This window comes from Aquitalea pelogenes (assembly GCF_041914625.1).
Lineage (GTDB): Bacteria > Pseudomonadota > Gammaproteobacteria > Burkholderiales > Chromobacteriaceae > Aquitalea > Aquitalea pelogenes.
Genome location: NZ_JAYSDA010000005.1, coordinates 38346 through 56299 on the forward strand (window position 1 = coordinate 38346; position 17954 = coordinate 56299).

Here is a 17954-nt window from a genome sequence, read left to right on the forward strand (position 1 = left end):
GTCCGGTTTGAAACACACGTTTGAGTCTACAACATATCCAGCGGTATTTTCAGGTAAGCCACGCCATTGCTTTCTGCTGCCGGAAAGCGCCCGGCGCGGATATTCAGCTGGATGGCCGGCAGGATCAGCAGCGGCATCTCCAGTGTGGCATCGCGTGCTTCGCGCAGGGCAATGAAGTCAGCCTGACTGATGCCTTGATGCAGGTGGATATTGTGTTTTTTCTGCTCCGCCACCGTACTTTGCCAGGTAATGGCGCGGCCATTGTTCGGGTAGTCGTGGCACAGCAACAGGCGGGTATCGTCCGGCAGCGCCAGCAGTCGCTGTACTGATTGATACAGCGTGGCCGCATTGCCGCCGGGAAAATCACAGCGTGCGCTGCCTACATCGGGCATGAACAGCGTATCGCCGACAAAAACCGCATCGCCAACCTGATAGGCCATGTCCGCCGGGGTGTGGCCGGGAACCGACAGCGCCCGTGCCGGGAGGGTGCCGATGTAAAAATCTTCCTGATCGGCAAACAAGTGGTCGAACTGGCTGCCGTCGGTGGCAAAATCATGCCCCAGGTTGAACACCGCCTTGAAAATGCCTTGTACCTGCACAATGTCCTGCCCGATGCCAATCAGCCCGCCTGCCTGTTGCTGTAGCCAGGCGGCGGCGGACAGGTGGTCGGCATGGGCATGGGTTTCCAGTATCCATTGCAGCGTCAGGCGCTGAGCGTGCAGGAAGTCCAGCAATTGTTGTGCGCTGTACCGGGCGGTACGGCCGGATTTGGCGTCGTAGTCCAGCACCGGATCGATAATGGCGGCATGCCCGCCGGGATGGTCGTACACCACATGGCTTGCCGTGGCGGTGGCCGGATCGAAAAAAGTGGCGATTTCAGGTTTCGGCATGATGGATTCGGCGCTTCCCTTGGCGGTGTTCGTTAGGGCAGGGCTGACCACAGCGGTCAGCAATACAATATACTATAATATATATTATAATTTGCTACGCATCCTTGCCACGTTCAAGAGACAGTGGCGTGCGTAGTGCCAGAGGGGTGGATAACATGGATTTGAATGTGCTGCGGGCAAATGCCGGCCGGGCTGCGGCCTTGCTCAAGAGCCTGGCCAATCAGGACCGTTTGCTGTTGTTGTGCCAGTTGGTGGATGGCGAAAAGACGGTTTCCGAGCTGGAGTCGCTTACCGGTATCCGGCAACCCACCTTGTCACAGCAACTGGGCGTGTTGCGCAACGAAGGTCTGGTGAATACCCGGCGCGAAGGCAAGTGGATTTACTACAGCATCGCCAGTATCGAAGCGATGACCATGCTGTCTGCCTTGCATGGCCTGTTTTGCGCGGACGAGGCGGCCACGCTGCCTGCCGCCCATACCGAGGAGTGAATGTGAATATTGCCTGGGCTAGCTTTACGCCGGCTGCCGCACTGGCCGGTGGCCTGCTGATTGGCGTAGCTGCCAGCTGGCTGGTGTTGTTCAACGGACGGATTGCCGGTATCAGCGGCATGCTGGGCGGCCTGCTGGACCGGGCGAGTGACTGGTCGTGGCGACTGGCTTTTGTATTGGGCCTGCTGCTGGCACCCTTGTTGTGGTCGGGCCTGATTGGACCGCTGCCTGCCATGCAACTGGACGCGCCATTGCCGCGCTTGCTACTGGCCGGCGTACTGGTGGGTGTCGGTACGCGCCTGGCATCCGGCTGCACCAGCGGACATGGTGTGTGCGGCCTGTCCCGCTTGTCGCCGCGTTCCCTGCTGGCCACGCTGACTTTCATGGCCAGTGCCATGTTGACGGTGCTGGTGGTGCGTCACTGGCTGAACGGGGGCTGAACATGAGCAAATTACTCTCTGCTGCGCTGGCCGGCCTGTTGTTTGGCCTGGGCCTGCTGCTGTCCGGCATGAGCAATCCGGCCAAGGTACTGGGTTTTCTCGATGTCACCGGCCAGTGGGACCCCAGCCTGATGCTGGTGATGGGCGGGGCCATTGCCATTGGTTTTTTCGCTTTTCGCCGGGCCGAGCGGCAAACGCACAGCCTGCTGGGTGAACCCATGCAATTACCGGACAAAAGCAGGCTCACGCCAAGGCTGGTGGTGGGCACTGCCCTGTTTGGCATTGGCTGGGGTCTGGCTGGTATCTGCCCGGGGCCGGGGCTGGTGCTGGTGGGCATGGGGCAGGCCGGAGGCGTGTATTTTGTCGTCGCCATGTTGCTGGGCATGTGGTGCGCCCGCCCGCTGATCAAATGGCTGTCCTGAACCGGGTCTGGCCGGTCTGGCTGACCGCTTACCGGCGGCAGTGGCTGGCCGGTGACCTGAGCGCTGGTGTGGTGGTGACCCTGCTGTTGATTCCGCAAAGCCTGGCCTACGCCTTGCTGGCCGGCCTGCCGGCACAGGCGGGTTTGTATGCCAGCATTGTTCCCTTGCTGGTATATGCGCTGGTCGGGCGTGGTCATGCCCAGTCGGTGGGGCCGATGGCACTGACTTCCTTGCTGACTGCCGCCACGCTGTCGCGTTTTGCCGAGGCCGGCAGTAGCGACTATCTGGCACTGGCGCTGTGGCTGGCTGTGCTCTCCGGGGTCATGCTGCTGTTGATGGGCGTGGCCAGACTGGGCTTTGTGGCGGACTTTCTGTCCGAACCGGTACTCTCCGCCTTTACCACTGCCTCTGCTGTGCTGATTGTGCTCTCCCAGCTTGGCCCGCTGGCCGGTTTGCATCTGCCCGGCAGTTCCCTCCCGCAATGGTTGCTGGGCATCAGCCAGCAGTTTTCCGCCTGGCAGCCTGCCGCGCTGGGGCTGGGCATGCTGGCGCTGTTATTGTTGCTGGCCCTGCGTCAATGGGGTGAGGCGCTATTGCAATGTCTGCGCCTGTCCGCGCCCACTGCCCGCCTGCTGGTGCGTGCCGCTCCGGTGTTGCTGATGCTGGCCAGTCTGCCCTTGTCCGCGCAATGGCAGGTCCCGGTGGTGGGGCCGGTCGATGCACAGTGGCCTGCCTTGGCCATGCCGGCCATCAGCCTGTCCCGCCTGGCGGATCTGGCCATTCCGGCATTTTTCATCGCCCTGATCAACTATGTGCAAAGCCTGTCCGTGGCCCAGCTACTGGCCGCACGACGACAGGAAACGGTGGACCCTGACCGCGAACTGCTGGCCCTGGGGCTGTGCAATGTGGCTGCGGGGCTGGCGGGGGGCTTTCCGGTCACCGGCGGGCTGAGCCGTTCCGTGGTCAATGCCGATGCCGGGGCCAATACCCAGCTGGCTTCGCTGGTGACGGCGGCAGGCATGTTGCTGCTCAGTTGCTGGGGTGGCGCGCTGCTGGCCCGGCTGCCTTTGCCGGTGCTGGCGGCCATCATCATTGCTTCCTTGCTTTCCATGCTGAATGTCGCCAGCCTGCGGCGAGCCTGGCTGGCCGAGCGGGCCGATGCGGTGGCCTGGCTGCTTACCTTCGGGCTGGTACTGCTGCTGGGGGTGGATAGCGGCATCATTGCCGGGGTGATGGTGTCGCTCACCACCTTGCTGTGGCGCAGCAGCCGACCGCATATCGCGGTACTGGGCCGGGTGCCCGGCACCCATCATTTTCGCAACCGCGAACGCCATGCGGTGGAAAGCCTGCCCGGCGTGCTGCTGCTGCGGGTGGATGAAAGCCTGTATTTCGGCAATGCCCGTCAGGTACGGCAGGCCGTGCTGGCCCGCCATGCGCTGGCTACCGGCACGCAACAACTGGTGCTGGTGATGAGCGCGGTCAACCGGGTGGATACTACGGCCTTGTCCATGCTGGCCAATCTGGACCAGACCTTGCAACAGGCCAGCGTGAGCCTGCATCTGGCCGAAATCAAGGGCCCGGTGGCGGACATCCTGCAGCGCACCGGCCTGTCACAGCAATTTGCCGGACGGGTGCATCTGTCCACCCAGGCGGCCTGGCAGGCACTGAGCCGGCCGGCGGATTATCAAATCTGAACAATGCTTCACCGTTTTCCCGACCAGCTGATGCTGGTCGGCCACGGCGTGCAGGGCTATGCTGTGGCGATTCCGGGCGCTGACCGTTTGTCAGGTCAGCTTGCAACCAAATCGCTGCTGCCTGTTCACAACCAAGATGAAAAAAACCTTGCTTGCCAGCTTGCTGGCCATGATGCTGGCCCAGCCACTGCTGGCCTATGCCGACCTGCCTGCCTTGCCCGATCTGGGCGATGTTTCCGATAGCACCCTCTCCATGGCGGACGAAGCGCGCCTGGGGCGCGACTTCATGCGTGCCATGCGCGATGCCGGCGACGTGCTGGACGATGCCGAAGTGAATGATTACATCAACACGCTGGGTCATCGCCTGTCGGCCAGCGTGCGGGTGCCCGGCTTGCAGCTGAGCTACTTTGTGGTCAACGACAAGCAGATCAACGCTTTCGCCATGCCCGGCGGCTATGTTGGCGTGAACAGCGGCCTGGTGGTGGCCACCCAGAGCGAGGGCGAGCTGGCCTCGGTGATCGGCCATGAAACCGCCCATGTCACCCAGCGCCACATTGCCCGCATGCAGGCAGCCACGTCGGCCACCAGCCCGCTCTTGCTGCTGGGTACGGTATTGGCAGCGGTTCTGGCCTCGCGTGCCGGTGGCAGTCAGGCTTCCATCGGCACCCTGTCAGCCGGACTTGGCTTGCAGATTTCCAACCAACTGGCCTTTTCGCGCGATTTCGAACGTGAAGCAGACCGCGTGGGCATGCAATACCTAGCGCAAGCCGGTTTCGACGTGCGCACCATGCCAGCCTTCTTCCAGCGTCTGGAGTCGGCCAACCGTTACAGCGACAACAATGCCTATGCCTTCCTGCGCACCCACCCGGTCACTTCGCAGCGCATCAGCGAGGCACAGAACCGGGCGCTGGAGTATCCGGTCAAGATGAGGGCGGACAGCACCGCCTACCTGCTGGTACGGGAAAAGCTGCGGGTGATGACCCTGGCTCCGGACGAGGCCGTGCGTTTTTATCAAATGATGCTGGATAAAGGTCAGTATCTGAACGAAGGTGCAATGTGGTATGGGCTGTCGCGCGCCCAGCTGGCCGCCCATCACCTGCCTGCTGCCCGCACGGCACTGGGCAAGGCAGAAGCACGTTTGCCGGCCGACCCCATGCTGTTTGGGCAGGAGGCCGCCATTGCTCGCGAGGCGGGCGACTGGGCTGGTGCACTGGCCAGTCTGCGGCGGGGCCAGCAGGCGTTCAAAGACAGCCAGCCCTTGCAAATGGCCGAGCTGGATGTCCTTATAGACAGCGGCAATCGCCCTGGTGCGCTGGCCCTGCTGCGGCAGCTGCAAAGCCGCTATCCGCGTGATGCGGCGCTGTATCGCAGTGAAGCACGCCTGTATGCCGACCGCGACGCCCAGCGTTATCACGCGGCACTGGGCAATGCCTTCTACTTCGAACGGCGTTACGAGGCGGCGCTGGAGCAATATCAGTTTGCTTCCCAGGCCAAGGGCGACGACTTCTACCTGCGTTCTTCCATCGAAGCGCGCATGCGCGAAGTTGAAAAATTGCTGAAAGAGGAAAAGAAGGATTCGGGGAAGTAAAGCGGAGGCGGTGCTGCTGATGGCTGTATCGCAAAAAAACAACATGATGCAGCGCAATATCCTGATAAATGGAGCAAATATTCAGTGATAACCCTAATTGCCTATTCCGTTGTTGCCTCATGAAACTATACACTCCGCAACACCAGAGGGCCTTTTCATAAATGAACATTTTTATTGCGAAAGTGATCGTTTATAATCTGTCCCTAGCGAGTCCGGTTCGTTTTTTCGTTTTCGATCCGGTAACACAATAAAGTGGGTCTGGACCTGATCCCGACCCCGGTCACCCCGATGTGAGGATGAGATATGGCTGCAACCTTCCCTGACGATATCGATCCCCTGGAAACCCAGGAGTGGACTGAAGCGCTGGAGTCGGTTCTGGATACCGAAGGTTCCGAGCGCGCGCACTTCCTGCTGGAAACCATGGTTGAGCGTACCCGCCGCCGTGGCGCCTACCTGCCCTTCGACGCGACCACCGCGTACCAGAACACCATCCCGGTGGGTAAAGAACAGAAATCCCCCGGCAATCACGAGATGGAGCACCGCATCCGCTCCATCAACCGCTGGAACGCCGCTGCGCTGGTTCTGCGCGCCGGCAAGAAAGACCTGGAACTGGGCGGCCACATCGCATCCTTCCAGTCCTCCGCTACCCTGTACGATGTTGGTTTCAACCACTTCTGGCGTGCTCCGAACGACGAGCAGGACGGTGATCTGATCTACTTCCAGGGCCACATTGCCCCGGGCGTGTATTCCCGCGCCTTCCTAGAAGGCCGCCTGTCCGAAGAGCAACTGGACAGCTTCCGTCAGGAAGTGGACGGTAACGGCCTGTCCTCCTATCCGCACCCGTGGCTGATGGACGACTTCTGGCAGTTCCCCACCGTATCCATGGGTCTTGGCCCGCTGATGGCCATCTATCAGGCCCGTTTCCTCAAATATCTGGAAAGCCGTGGCCTGGCCCGTACGCCGGGTCGCAAGGTATGGTGCTTCTGCGGCGACGGCGAGATGGACGAACCGGAATCCCTGGGTGCCATCGCCCTGGCCGCACGTGAAGGCCTGGACAACCTGATCTTCGTGATCAACTGCAACCTGCAGCGTCTGGACGGCCCGGTGCGCGGCAACGGCAAGATCATCCAGGAACTGGAAGGCGACTTCCGCGGTTCCGGCTGGAATGTACTGAAAGTGATCTGGGGCAGCCGCTGGGATCCGCTGCTGGCCATGGACACCAAGGGCCTGCTGAAGAAGCGCATGGACGAATGCGTGGACGGCGACTACCAGACCTTCAAGTCCAAGAACGGTGCCTACGTTCGCGAACACTTCTTCGGCAAGTACCCGGAGCTGCGCGAAATGGTGGCCAATATGTCCGACGACGAGATCTGGGCCCTGAACCGTGGCGGCCACGATCCGCACAAGGTATACGCTGCTTACTACGAAGCCACCCACAATGCCAACGGCCGTCCGACCGTGATCCTGGCCAAGACCATCAAGGGTTATGGCATGGGTTCGTCCGGTGAAGCGCAGAACATTGCTCACCAGGCCAAGAAGATGGATATCGAAAGCCTGCGCAAATTCCGCGACCGCTTCGGTATTCCGGTATCCGACGAAGACCTGCCGAAGGTGCCGTACTACAAGCCGGCTGAAGACAGCCCGGAAATGAAGTACATGCGTGAACGCCGTGCCGCGCTGGGTGGTTACCTGCCGGCCCGCAAACCGGTGAAGGCCCCGCTGGCCATCCCGGGTCTGCACATTTTCGACAGCCAGCTGGGTGATTCGGGCGAGCGCGAGTTCTCCACCACCATGGCCTTCGTGCGCATGCTGGGCACCCTGTTGAAAGACAAGAACATCAGCAAGCAGATCGTCCCGATCGTACCGGATGAATCCCGTACCTTCGGTATGGAAGGCATGTTCCGCCAGTACGGCATCTGGTCCACCCAGGGTCAGAACTACGTACCGCAGGACGCCGACCAGCTGATGTTCTACAAGGAATCCAAAGACGGCCAGATGCTGCAGGAAGGCATCAACGAGCCGGGCGCGATGTCCTCGTGGATTGCCGCAGCTACCAGCTACGCCAACCACGGCATCCCGATGATTCCGTTCTACATCTACTACTCGATGTTCGGTTTCCAGCGTATCGGCGACCTGGCCTGGGCTGCCGGCGACATGCGCGCCCGTGGCTTCATGCTGGGCGGCACTGCCGGTCGTACCACCCTGAACGGTGAAGGCCTGCAGCACGAAGACGGTCACAGCCACATCCAGGCTGGCCTGATTCCGAACTGCGTGTCCTACGACCCGACCTTCGCTTACGAGCTGGCAGTCATCCTGCAGGACGGTCTGCGCCGCATGTATGGCGAGCAGGAAGACGTGTTCTATTACATCACCCTGATGAACGAGAACTACACCCACCCGGCCATGCCGCAAGGCGCCGAGCAGGGCATCATCAAGGGCATGTACCTGCTGAAGGACGGCGGCGACGCCAAGGTGAAGGTACAGCTGATGGGCTCCGGCACCATCCTGCGTGAAGTGATTGCCGCGGCAGACCTGCTGCGCAACGACTTCGGCATCGCATCCGACATCTGGAGCGTGACCTCCTTCAACGAGCTGCGTCGTGACGGCATGGAAGCTTCCCGTTTCAACCTGCTGCACCCGACCGAAGCTGCCCGCAAGTCCTTTGTCGAGCAGCAGCTGGAAGGCCGCAGCGGTCCGGTGATTGCCGCTACCGACTACATCCGCAACTACGCCGACCAGATCCGCGAATACGTACCGGGTCGCTACGTGGTACTGGGTACCGACGGTTTCGGTCGCTCCGACAGCCGCGCCAAGCTGCGCGAGTTCTTCGAAGTGGATCGTCACTACGTCGCCGTGGCTGCCCTGTCCGCCCTGGCCCGCGAAGGCAAGATCGAAGCAGCCAAGGTGGCTGAAGCGATTGCCAAGTACGGCATCAAGGCTGACAAGCTGCCTTCCTGGAAGGCATGAGGCCGGGCCGGATACGGCCAAGCTTGAGGTAGCGAGCCCGCCCCGCCGGGGCTGGCTTGCAACGTAGCCGAATATCGGTGGCGGTACCGTACAGGTGCCGCCGCTCTACGGATGGAAAGCTCATGAGCAATCTGATCGAACTGAAAGTGCCCGACATCGGTGGGCACAGCAATGTAGACATCATCGAAGTATTCATCACCGCCGGTCAGACCGTGGCAGTGGACGATTCGCTGATCACCCTGGAAACCGACAAGGCCACCATGGAAGTGCCGGCCGAAGCTGCCGGTGTCATCAAGGAAGTGAAAGTCGCTGTTGGCGGCAAGATTTCCGAAGGCGACGTCATCGCCATCCTGGAAGTCGGCGCCAGCGCAGCCGCGCCTGCTCCGGCCGCCGCGGCACCTGCTGCTGTTGCACCGGCCCCGGTTGCCGCCGCTCCGGCAGCTGCACCGGTTGCCGCACCTGCCGCTCCGGCTGCCAGCGGTCGCATCGACATCGTGGTGCCGGACATCGGCGGCCACAACGGTGTGGACGTGATCGAAGTATCGGTCAAGGTGGGCGACGTGATCAGCGTGGACGATTCCCTGATCACGCTGGAAACCGACAAGGCCACCATGGAAGTGCCGGCCACTGCCGCTGGCAAGGTAGTTGAAGTCAAGGTTGCCGTTGGCAGCAAGGTAAGCCAGGGCGACCTGATCGTGGTCGTGGAAGGCGCTGTTGCCGCTGCTGCACCGGTAGCCGCTCCTGCTGCCGCACCGGCCCCGGCTGTTGCTGCACCTGCCCCGGCTCCTGTCGCAGCTGCGCCTGCTGCCGCCGCCCCGGCTGCTGCCAGCGCCAGCCTGCCCGCCATCAACGAAGCCAGCTTCTCCAAGGCCCATGCCGGTCCGTCGGTACGCCGTCTGGCCCGCGAACTGGGTGTGGACCTGGGCCGCGTCAAGGGTACGGGCCGCAAGGGCCGCATCATCGACGCCGACGTGAAGGCCTTCGTCAAGAGCGTGATGCAGAACCCGGTGGCTGCCGCTCCGGCCGCTGCTGGTGGTTCCGGCGTGGGTCTGGACCTGCTGCCGTGGCCGAAGGTGGACTTCGCCAAGTTCGGCCCGATCGAAACCAAGCCGCTGTCGCGCATCCAGAAGATTTCCGGTGCCAACCTCAGCCGCAACTGGGTGATGATCCCGCACGTCACGTTCAACGACGAGTGCGACATCACCGAGCTGGAAGACTTCCGCAAGACCATCGGCAAGGAATGGGAAAAGTCCGGCCTGAAGATTTCGCCGCTGGCCTTCATCATCAAGGCCGCTGCCGAAGCCCTGAAGGCATTCCCCACCTTCAACAGCTCGCTGGACGGTGACAACCTGGTGCTCAAGCAGTACTACCACATCGGCTTTGCAGCTGACACGCCGAATGGCCTGGTGGTACCGGTCATCAAGAATGTCGACCAGAAGGGCATCAAGCAGATCGCCAAGGAACTGACCGAGCTGTCGCTGCAAGCCCGCGAAGGCAAGCTCAAGCCGACCGACATGCAAGGCGCCACCTTCACCATCTCCAGCCTGGGTGGTATCGGTGGCAGCAGCTTCACCCCGATCGTGAATGCGCCGGAAGTGGCCATCCTGGGTGTGTGCAAGAGCCAGATCAAGCCGGTATGGAACGGCAAGGAATTCGCACCGCGCCTGATGTGCCCGCTGTCGCTGTCCTTCGATCACCGCGTGATCGACGGCGCTGCTGCCGCGCGCTTCACCGTGCATCTGGGCAAGCTGCTGTCCGACGTGCGTCGCCTGATCCTGTGATGGTAGGGCGGAACCCCGCAGGGGCATTCCGCCTTCTCCTTGCCGCATGAAATACGGCGGAATGCTCCCGGCAAAGCCGTCAGCTTCCGCCCAACGGATGGAAAACCATGAGCAATCTGATTGAACTGAAAGTCCCGGATATCGGCGGTCACAGCAATGTGGACGTGATCGAAGTCTTTGTGAAGCCGGGCGATGTGGTGAGCAAGGACGACAGCCTCATCACCCTGGAAACCGACAAGGCCACCATGGAAGTGCCGGCGGAAACCGCCGGTGTGGTGAAGGAAGTCAAAGTGGCCGTGGGCAGCAAGGTAAGCGAAGGTGACGTGATCGTCATCGTCGAAGCCGCTGCCGCAGCCAGCGCCGCCCCGGCAGAAGCCAAGCCGCTGGAAACCACCGGTGTGGCCTCGGCGCACACCGATGCCGGTTTCGCGCCGCAAGCTGCCCCGGTGGCCGCCAGCCACGCAGGTGGTGCCGATATCGAATGCGACGTGATGGTACTGGGCGGTGGCCCTGGCGGTTATTCCGCCGCCTTCCGCGCGGCCGACCTGGGCCAGAAAGTGGTCATCGTCGAGCGTTACTCCACCCTGGGTGGCGTGTGCCTGAACGTGGGCTGCATCCCGTCCAAGGCCCTGCTGCACAATGCCGCCGTGATTGACGAAGTAAGCCATCTGGCTGCCAACGGCATCAAGTTCGGCAAGCCGGAAGTGGATATCGACCTGTTGCGCGGCTACAAGGAAAAGGTCATCGGCAAGCTGACCGGTGGCCTGGCCGGCATGGCCAAGGCGCGCAAGGTGCAGATCGTACGTGGCAATGGCCGCTTCATCGACCCGCATCACATCGAAGTATCGGTCACCACCGGCAACGGTCGTGAAGAGAGCGGCGAGAAGACCATCGTCAAGTTCAAGAACGCCATCATCGCCGCCGGTTCGCGCGTGGTGAAACTGCCGTTCATTCCGGATGATCCGCGTGTGGTGGATTCCACCGGCGCGCTGGAACTGAAAGCCGTGCCGGAAAAGATGCTGATCATCGGTGGCGGCATCATCGGTCTGGAAATGGGTACCGTTTACTCCACGCTGGGCGCACGCCTGGACGTGGTGGAAATGCTGGACGGCCTGATGCAGGGTGCCGACCGTGACCTGGTCAAGGTATGGCAGAAGTGGAATGCCCACCGCTTCGACAACATCATGCTGAACACCAAGACCGTGGCTGTCGAGCCGAAGGAAGACGGCGTGTACGTTACCTTCGAGGGCGAGCAGGCACCGAAAGAACCGCAACGTTACGACCTGGTGCTGTACGCCACCGGCCGCGCGCCCAACGGCAAGCTGCTGGGTGCGGAAAACGCCGGCGTGGCCGTGACCGACCGCGGCTTCATCCCGGTGGACAAGCAGCAGCGCACCAATGTGCCGCACATCTACGCCATTGGCGACATCGTCGGTCAGCCGATGCTGGCGCACAAGGGCGTGCATGAAGGCCACGTTGCCGCAGAAAACTGCGCCGACCACAAGGCCTTCTTCGATGCCCGCGTGATTCCGGGTGTGGCCTATACCGATCCGGAAGTGGCCTGGGTGGGCATGACCGAAGACGAAGCCAAGAAACAGGGCATCAAGGTGGAGAAATCCGTCTTCCCGTGGGCTGCGTCCGGTCGCGCCATTGCCAATGGTCGTGATGAAGGCTTCACCAAGCTGATTTTCGATCCGGCTACCCATCAGGTGATTGGTGGCGGCATTGTCGGCCCGCACGCCGGCGACATGATCGGTGAAATCTGCCTGGCCATCGAAATGGGCTGCGATGCCGAAGACATCGCCAAGACCATTCACCCGCACCCCACCATGGGCGAATCCATCGGCATGGCTGCCGAAGTATTCGAGGGTAGCTGCACGGACCTGCCGCCGCAGCGCAAGAAGTAAGCTGCCCGTCCGGCCGCAAGGCCGGGCAGGCTGCCTGCAGTCCCGGCCCGCCCCTGGCGGGTCGTGTCTTATCTCTCTCAGTCTTGTGGCGGATCATTCCGCCCTTTTTTTTGGCAGTACCCTCCACCCGTTCTGCCAACAGCCCTCGCCAGACTGAACCAGTTTCGCTACCATCAGTCGGATTCCAGATGAATGCCGACATGCTGCCACGAACCTATCCCCTTGCCTTGTCATCCGCCCTTGCCCTGACGCTGTGTGCCGCACCAGCCTGGGCCAAGGTGGATTACACCGTCAGCGTGGATGCCCCGTCGAGCCTTGGCAGCCTGTTGAATGATCATCTGGAACTGGTTTCCGCCCGCAACGACCCGGACCTGGACGATTTCCAGTTGCAGGCCATCATCAAGGAAACACCGGGTGCGGCCCAGGCACTGCTGGAGACCGAAGGCTATTTCAGCGCCGTTGTCCGGGTGGAGGAGCAGGGCGAGCATCACTATGTCATCAAGGTGGAACCGGGCGAACCGGTCATCATCGATGATGTCACCCTGCAACTGAATGGCGACATCCGCCAGCAAGCCGATTACCGCCAGCGTCTGGCTGCCGTGCTGGAAGCCTGGTCGCTGCCCATTGCGGCACCCTACCGGCAGGACGACTGGAGCAGCAGCAAACGCGCCATCCTGCGCCTGCTTACTGTCGATCGCTTCCCGCTGGCAAAAATCGCCAGGAGTCAGGCCGATATCGACCCGCAGACGCATCGCGCCCAGTTGCTGGTGGAGCTGGACAGCGGCCCGCTGATCCGTTTTGGCCCCACCCATATCAGCGGTAACAAGCGCTACCCGCTGAATGTGGCCACCGGCCTGGCCGACTTCCGCCAGGGCGACCCTTACCAGCAAAAGAAATTGCTGGATTACCAGTCGGCGCTGGAGCAGGCCCCGCAATATTCCGGCGTGGTGGTCAGTGCCGATATGGGCCGCATCAGCGATAACGAAGTGCCGGTCGAGGTAAGCCTGACCGAATTCCCCAAGCAAAAGCTGGAATTGGGCCTCACTTATGATTCGGAAGACGGGCCGGGTGTCCGTATCGGTTACGACTACTACAATCTGTTTGGCAAAGGCTGGACCGGCTCGGCCTTGCTGGACTGGAAAAACAGCGACCGCAATCTCAGCCTCGGCCTGGGTTTCCCGCGTCAGGCGGACAATTACTCGCACTCCATTACATCCACATTCAAGGAAACCGATATCCAGGGGGTGAAAACCACCTCGATCGATGCCGGTGCCTGGCGCATTCGCAGCCACGAAAAAATCAACGCCCGCTTCGGCGTGGAGTTCATCCAGGAAAAGGAAACCATCGGCAACACGCCCAGCAACAATACCCGGGCCTTGCTTGGTGTGTTCGGCTGGACGCGGCGCGATGTGGACGACACCTTGCGTCCCCGCTCCGGCACCCTGCTGGATGCTTCCTTGTCCAGTACGCTGGGCGGCTTGCTGTCCACCACCAGCTTTGTGCGTGGCTATGCCCGCGGTGCCAGTTACTGGAGCCCCTGGCCCAAGTACGGTACCTTGCTGACCCGGCTGGAAGTGGGGCAGGTGTGGGCCAAGGACAGCGATGAGGTGCCGTCCTCCCAGCTGTTCCGTGCCGGTGGTTCCAATAGCGTGCGCGGTTATGATTACCAGAGCCTGGGTCTGCCAGGGCCGGATGGCGCGGTGGTCGGGGGGCGTGTCGTGGCGACAGCCACGCTGGAATACCAGATTCCGGTGGCAAAGGACTGGGCGCTGGCGCTGTTCCATGATGCCGGTAATGCCGCGCAAAGCTGGCAAAGCTTCAAACTGGAACACGCCAATGGTGTCGGTTTGCGCTGGATGAGCCCGGTGGCACCACTCTCTCTGGATATTGCCAAGGCAGAAAAGGACGGTAAGTTGCGCTGGAACATGAGCCTGGGATTGGCATTCTGATGCAGGACGCTCCATTGCCAGACCAGGCCAGCCCGCCACCTCAGCCAAAACCGCCACGCCGCCGCTGGGGCCGTTTGCTCTGCCTGCTGGTGCTGCTTGCGCTGTGTACTGCACTGGGCTGGCTGGGTGGCAGCGCACAGGGCCTGAGCTGGCTTTGCCAGCAACTGCCGGCACTGAGCCAGCAGCAATTGAGCATTGCCCGTAGCGAAGGCAGCCTGTGGTCCGGTTTTACCCTGCACGATATCCGCTGGCGCGCACGCTACCAGGATGTCGACATCGACCGTCTGCAACTGCAATGGCAAGCGTCGGACTTGTGGCAGCGCCGCCTGCAAGTACAGCTGCTTGATATCGGCCATGTCCGGGTGAACAGCCGTCCGGCCCCGGCAACGCCACCTGCCGGTGCGCCCACCTCCCTGTCCTTGCCACTGGATATCCGGGTGGAACGCCTGCAACTGGCCAGCCTCACCCTGCTGCCGGCCGATGTCCGGCTGTATGGCTTGCAGGCCGGTTATGCCTACCAGAACCAGCAGCACCAACTACAGCTGGCGCAATTGCAAACACCTTGGGGCAGCACCAGCGCCCGTCTGTCCATCGCCGACAGCACGCCATTTGCCACTCAGGGTCAACTCAGCGCCCAGGGCGAGCTGGAGCAGATTCCGGTGCAGGCCCGGTTGCAACTGAGCGGCCAGCTGCTTGCCTTGCAAGTGGATGGCACCGGCAGTGGCAAAGGCATGCTGGTAGAAGCGCATGGTGTGCTGCGCCCGTTTGCCCTCAATCCCTACAACCGCTTTGGCCGACTGGATGTGCGGGTAGGCGGCATCAATCCCCAGTCGCTGTTCCCGGCCTGGCCCAAGGCGCGGCTGGGTTTTGCCGTACATGCCGAGCCGGATGGCGGCTCGCGCATCAAGGGCGGCCTGTCGCTGCTGAACAGCCAGCCCGGCCCGGTTTCTGCCAACCAGGTACCCATGTCGCTACTGGTGGGCGAGTTCCGGGCCGATGACAAGGTACTGTACCTGGACAAGCTGATGGCCCAGCTGGGTGAGGGGCAGCTGAACCTGACCGGCAAGGTGGAGCCTGGCTCGCTCGACATGGTGGCGCTGCTGCACAATATCAGCCTGAAAACCCTGTATGCGACCGCGCCGGATGACATCATCAAGGGCACCGCGCGTGTTGTCGGGCCTCTGGCCGGGCCGGACATCCGGGCCAGCCTGTATGGCAAGAGCCTGCAGCTGGAAACCGCGCTGGGTTTCGAACAGGACGCCACAGGCAGAACCCTGTTGCTGCGCCAACTGGCGCTGACGGCAGGTGCCGGCAAACTGCAGGCATCCGGCAAGCTGGGTCTGGAGGGCAAGCAGCTTTACCAACTGGAAGGACAGTTGCAAAAGGCTGACCCGTCCCGCTTGCAAGCTGGCTTGCCGGTGGGCGAGCTCAATGCCGCCATCAAGGCCAGTGGCCAGCTGGCCCAGCCGCTCTCTGGCAAGATCGCCTTGAAGTTTTCTCCCAGCCGCCTGTCCGGCGCGCCCTTGTCCGGCCAGCTCAGTGCTGACTGGCAAGGCCAGCGCCTGCATCAGTTGCTGGCCGACCTCACCCTGGCCAGCAACCGGCTGCAAGCCAGTGGCGCTTATGGCGTGGCCGGGGACAAGCTCAAGCTGCTGATTGACGCTCCCAATCTCTCCCTGCTGGGCCGTGGTTTTTCCGGCACCATCAAGGGGCAGGCGGAATTGAGCGGAACACCCAGGGCACCGCTGCTCAGTACCAGCCTGCGCGCCGAGCGCTTGCACCTGCCTGGGGATCTGTCAGTACAAAGCCTCAGTCTGGATGGCGATATCAAGGCCGATGCGGGCAGCCCCTTCCGCCTGCAACTGGCGGCGGACAAGCTGCAGGCGGGCAGCTTCAGTGCCGAACAACTGCGCGCGCAGGGCAATGGCACCCGTACCCGTCACCAGTTGCAACTGGATGGCCGACTGCGACTGGCCGGGCAAGCCTACCAGCTGCAACTGGCGGCCAGTGGCGGCTTGCCGGCCAACAGCGGGCAATGGCAGGGCATGCTGGAGCGGTTGGAGCTTGCCGGCAAACCGGGCCTCAGCCTGCAAGCGCCGCTGGCGGTTGAGGCCGGGGCTGCGCGGGTGCGGCTGGGTGCGGCACGCTTCCGCTTGCTGGGTGGCAGCCTGTCGCTGGCCGGACTGGAGCGCAGTAACGGCATTCTCACCACCCGCGGCCATGCCGAAGGCCTGCATCTGACCGAGCTGGCACCGCTCTTGTCCCTGCCGGTGGAACAGAACCTGGTGCTGGACAGTGCCTGGTCCCTGAATCTCAATGGTAAACAGCCGCAAGGCGAGCTGTGGCTCAAACGGGTGTCCGGTGATATCCGCCTGCCTGCTGAAGCCGGGCGGCCCGCGCCACTGGGCTTGAAGGCTGCGCAGCTCAACGTGCGGCTGGATGGCGGCAGCCTGCGCTTTGACACCAATATCGACAGCCAGTATGCCCAGCTGTCCGGCAAGGGCAGCCTGCCGTGGAATGGCGGCAATATTGATATGCGCACGCCGCTGGCAGCCAATGTCAGCGTGTCACTGCCATCGCTGGCCGCACTGGCACAGCTGTCTTCACCCGCGCTGGAACTGGGTGGCCAGTTGTCTGCCAACCTGGCCCTGACCGGTCCCCTGGGCCAGTTGCAAGGGCAGGGCAATATCCAGGGCAGCAAGCTGATGCTGGCGGACCACCGTACCGGTATTCATCTGGGCGATGGCGTGTTGCAGGCCCATCTGAATGGCCGCAGCCTGGTGCTGGACAAATTGCGCTTTGCCAGTGGTCAGGGCGATGTGGTGGCCAGCGGCAGCCTGGACTTGCGCGATGCCGGGCCGGATGCCGTGGTACGCGTGGCACTCAACAAATTCAGCGTGTTCGACAAACCCAGCCGCAAACTGGTGGTGTCCGGCAACGCCGAACTGAGCATGGTGGAACACAAGATCGCCCTGACCGGCCGTATCCGGGCGGATCAGGGCCGGATCGACCTGCCCAAGGGCGGTGCGCCGACACTCAGCGACGATGTGATCGTCAAGGGCCGCACCCCTGCCGAACCCTCGGCATTTGCCAGCCTGCCGCTGACCGTGGCGCTGGATCTGGATCTGGGAGACCGCTTCCGCTTTGTTGGCCAGGGGCTGGATGTCGAACTGACCGGGGTGGTCAAGGTCACCGCCAGTCCCGGCTTGCCGCCTGGTGCGCGCGGTCAGGTCCGGGTGGTGAAGGGGCGCTACAAGGCCTATGGCCAGGATCTGGATATCGAACAAGGCATCATCAGTTTTGTGGGCCCGCTGGATAATCCGGTGCTCAATGTGGTGGCTAAGCGCCATTTGTCCCCGGTGGGCGCAGGGGTGGAGGTGTCCGGCAGCGTCGCCGCGCCGCGTATCCGGCTGGTGGCGGATGAATCCATGTCGGAAAAGGACAAGCTGGCCTGGCTGGTGCTGGGGCATGCCGCCAGTGGTGATCGGGATGATTCCGCGCTGGCAGCATCGGCTGGCCTGATGCTGGCCGGGTCCATCAACGATCATGTTGGTCTGTTCGATGAACTGGGCATGGCCAGCCGCAAGGAACGGACCCTGGCCAATGGTACGGTCAGCCCGGCCGAGCAGGTGGTCACCGTTGGACGTCAGCTCACCCGTGAGCTGTATCTGGGTTACGAATATGGCGTGACCAGTGCCGACCAGGCCGTCAAACTGGCATATCAGCTCAGCAAGGGCTGGTCCATGGTGTTGCGTGCCGGTACCAATGCCTCGGTGGAGTCGCGCTACACCCTGCGATTTGACTGATACGTAACGGGTATTTTCCGTC

General features: G+C 62.3%; 11 protein-coding genes. 10 read left to right on the forward strand and 1 reads right to left on the reverse strand.

Annotated features, from left to right (window positions below):
- Positions 1-26: 26 nt before the first annotated feature.
- Positions 27-890: an MBL fold metallo-hydrolase gene (locus ACE3SE_RS05715; protein WP_374554199.1), complete on the reverse strand. Its 864-nt coding sequence runs from the start codon at positions 888-890 to the stop codon at positions 27-29.
- Positions 891-1018: 128 nt separating this feature from the next.
- On the opposite strand from ACE3SE_RS05715, the gene ACE3SE_RS05720 reads away from it, so the two are divergent.
- From ACE3SE_RS05720 to ACE3SE_RS05765, 10 genes are all read left to right on the forward strand, one after another.
- Positions 1019-1378 carry an ArsR/SmtB family transcription factor gene (locus ACE3SE_RS05720; protein WP_445290647.1) on the forward strand — a complete coding sequence of 120 codons (360 nt, stop codon included), beginning with the start codon at positions 1019-1021 and terminating at the stop codon, positions 1376-1378.
- A 2-nt stretch (positions 1379-1380) separates the two neighbouring features.
- On the forward strand, positions 1381-1818 hold the full coding sequence (locus ACE3SE_RS05725; protein WP_045845867.1) for a YeeE/YedE family protein: 438 nt from the start codon (positions 1381-1383) through the stop codon (positions 1816-1818).
- Between the two features lie 2 nt (positions 1819-1820).
- On the forward strand, positions 1821-2240 hold the full coding sequence (locus ACE3SE_RS05730) for a DUF6691 family protein (RefSeq protein WP_131357137.1): 420 nt from the start codon (positions 1821-1823) through the stop codon (positions 2238-2240).
- Positions 2228-3934, forward strand: coding sequence for a SulP family inorganic anion transporter (locus ACE3SE_RS05735; RefSeq protein ID WP_374554200.1), 1707 nt, complete (start codon positions 2228-2230; stop codon positions 3932-3934). Before ACE3SE_RS05730 ends, ACE3SE_RS05735 begins: the two co-directional genes overlap by 13 nt.
- 136 nt (positions 3935-4070) lie before the next feature.
- Entirely contained in the window at positions 4071-5522 is a 1452-nt protein-coding gene (locus ACE3SE_RS05740; protein WP_045845814.1) for a M48 family metalloprotease, read from the forward strand.
- A 303-nt stretch (positions 5523-5825) separates the two neighbouring features.
- Positions 5826-8489: a pyruvate dehydrogenase (acetyl-transferring), homodimeric type gene (gene aceE, locus ACE3SE_RS05745; protein ID WP_062790434.1), complete on the forward strand. Its 2664-nt coding sequence runs from the start codon at positions 5826-5828 to the stop codon at positions 8487-8489.
- 122 nt (positions 8490-8611) lie between these two features.
- Positions 8612-10270, forward strand: coding sequence for a dihydrolipoyllysine-residue acetyltransferase (gene aceF / locus ACE3SE_RS05750; RefSeq protein WP_374554201.1), 1659 nt, complete (start codon positions 8612-8614; stop codon positions 10268-10270).
- 107 nt (positions 10271-10377) lie between these two features.
- On the forward strand, positions 10378-12177 hold the full coding sequence (gene lpdA, locus ACE3SE_RS05755; protein ID WP_045845811.1) for a dihydrolipoyl dehydrogenase: 1800 nt from the start codon (positions 10378-10380) through the stop codon (positions 12175-12177).
- Positions 12178-12377: 200 nt separating this feature from the next.
- Positions 12378-14126, forward strand: coding sequence for an autotransporter assembly complex protein TamA (locus ACE3SE_RS05760; RefSeq protein ID WP_374554202.1), 1749 nt, complete (start codon positions 12378-12380; stop codon positions 14124-14126).
- Positions 14126-17932 carry a translocation/assembly module TamB domain-containing protein gene (locus ACE3SE_RS05765; RefSeq protein ID WP_374554203.1) on the forward strand — a complete coding sequence of 1269 codons (3807 nt, stop codon included), beginning with the start codon at positions 14126-14128 and terminating at the stop codon, positions 17930-17932. The genes ACE3SE_RS05760 and ACE3SE_RS05765 overlap by 1 nt, the downstream gene beginning before the upstream one ends.
- Positions 17933-17954: the final 22 nt, after the last annotated feature.

Excerpts from the sequence above, each read along its gene's own strand:
- ACE3SE_RS05715 (WP_374554199.1), bottom strand. The coding sequence starts at position 890 with ATGCCGAAACCTGAAATCGCCACTTTTTTCGATCCGGCCACCGCCACG.
- ACE3SE_RS05730 (WP_131357137.1), top strand. The coding sequence starts at position 1,821 with ATGAGCAAATTACTCTCTGCTGCGCTGGCCGGCCTGTTGTTTGGCCTG.
- ACE3SE_RS05735 (WP_374554200.1), top strand. The coding sequence starts at position 2,228 with ATGGCTGTCCTGAACCGGGTCTGGCCGGTCTGGCTGACCGCTTACCGG.
- ACE3SE_RS05740 (WP_045845814.1), top strand. The coding sequence starts at position 4,071 with ATGAAAAAAACCTTGCTTGCCAGCTTGCTGGCCATGATGCTGGCCCAG.
- aceE (WP_062790434.1), top strand. The coding sequence starts at position 5,826 with ATGGCTGCAACCTTCCCTGACGATATCGATCCCCTGGAAACCCAGGAG.
- aceF (WP_374554201.1), top strand. The coding sequence starts at position 8,612 with ATGAGCAATCTGATCGAACTGAAAGTGCCCGACATCGGTGGGCACAGC.
- lpdA (WP_045845811.1), top strand. The coding sequence starts at position 10,378 with ATGAGCAATCTGATTGAACTGAAAGTCCCGGATATCGGCGGTCACAGC.
- ACE3SE_RS05760 (WP_374554202.1), top strand. The coding sequence starts at position 12,378 with ATGCTGCCACGAACCTATCCCCTTGCCTTGTCATCCGCCCTTGCCCTG.
- ACE3SE_RS05765 (WP_374554203.1), top strand. The coding sequence starts at position 14,126 with ATGCAGGACGCTCCATTGCCAGACCAGGCCAGCCCGCCACCTCAGCCA.